Below are 1,328 nucleotides of genomic sequence, written 5' to 3'. Positions count from 1 at the left end.
GATCTCCCCCCACCTCAAACCCCGTCTCGCGACCGCCCTGTTCCGCCGCTACCTGCGCGCCTGCGTCCCCACCGGCCCTCACCGGAACGACCCGCCGTCCGGCACACGTCCCGAACGCGTTCTCGACGAAGCCCGGCGGATCGGCCATCCCCACCACCACTGATTCGAGCCGCCCAGGAGGACCATGCCCCGCCCCCGCCAGAGGACCTACGCCGACTACCTCACCGACGACATCGGCCGTCAGCTCAGCAACTTCACCGAGTACCTCGCCCAGCCCGGCCTTTCGCCGGAAGCAACCACACGGGCGCTGGCACGGGTACTCGACCCCGAGGAGGGACTCCTCGGCCGCTTCACCAGCCTTGTGGCCACCGCCTCGGCGTTCGCGAAGAACCAGGCGGAACGCGGCGCCCTGCCGGCAGAGGTGTGGCTCGCCCTCGGCCGGGCCGCGAACGAACTCGATTCCCTCGGCCTCGACCTCGACGAGCACGCCGACACCCTCAAGCAGTTCAGCGCCCGCCCGGCCGCCACGACGGCACAGCCTCCGGTCGCTGCGCCGCTCGTCGTACGGCGGCGCCGGTGAAGAAAAAGCAGTGGCAGGGCTGGGGGCCGGGCGAGCAGGCCGAGCAGCACTATCTCGTTGAGCCCCGTGCCCTCGCCGGCGGCGGCGACCTGAGGCACGTCTCGGAGTTCCTGCGCGCCTGCGGATGGCAGGACAAGTCCAGGCCCGGCGGCCCGCTCGTCCTCGACAGCCCCGACCGCACCATCCGGATCGGATACAACCCCCATGTCCTGCCGGGCGGTTGGACGATCCACGGCAAGGCCACCGCGCACCAGGGCGAGTGGACCGTGACCCTGGGTCGGCAGACGCCGGTGGAGATCGTCGCCGGGCTCACCGACGCCCTCACCCGCCCCCGCTCCGCGCACGCCCCCAATGTCTGGGCCCCGCTTGAGGAACAGCGCTGGAACACCACGCGCGATGCCCGGCACTTCGCCGCGGCCAGTCCCGACGGGACGGCGTGGATGCAGTTCCACCAGGACCAGCCCGGCCACGCCATGTGGTGGTCCGGGGCACACGATGAGCGGGGCAACGGCTGGACCGCGACCTTCACCGCCTCCACCCCGATGCACCTCGTGCAAGCCTTCTCCACCGCGCTCGCCAGCCCCGAACCCGTGATGCGCCCGCGCGGACGCGTCCCGCACAGCAGTCAGATCCGCACCACCTCCGTCTCCGTCCTCCCCTCCCAGCTCAGCGCCTGGCAGCAGGCCCGCGTGCACGCCGCCCGCGCCGCTACCTGGGCCCGCAACTGGACCGCCAGCCGGCCCCGCAC

Annotated in this window: 2 protein-coding genes; both read left to right on the top strand. The window is 72.4% G+C overall.

Annotated elements, in window-relative coordinates:
- The first annotated feature begins 184 nt into the window (after nt 1–184).
- The gene (locus G6048_RS48120) at nt 185–580 is read left to right on the top strand and encodes a hypothetical protein (RefSeq protein WP_165345900.1); all 396 of its coding nucleotides are present in this window, start codon (nt 185–187) and stop codon (nt 578–580) included.
- The coding region (locus G6048_RS48115; protein WP_165345899.1) for a DUF317 domain-containing protein at nt 577–1,328 on the top strand (752 nt) is incomplete at its 3' end. The genes G6048_RS48120 and G6048_RS48115, both read left to right, overlap by 4 nt.

This window comes from Streptomyces ureilyticus (assembly GCF_011045025.1).
GTDB classification, from domain to species: domain Bacteria; phylum Actinomycetota; class Actinomycetes; order Streptomycetales; family Streptomycetaceae; genus Streptomyces; species Streptomyces ureilyticus.
This window is presented reverse-complemented; position numbering and strand designations above follow the sequence as displayed.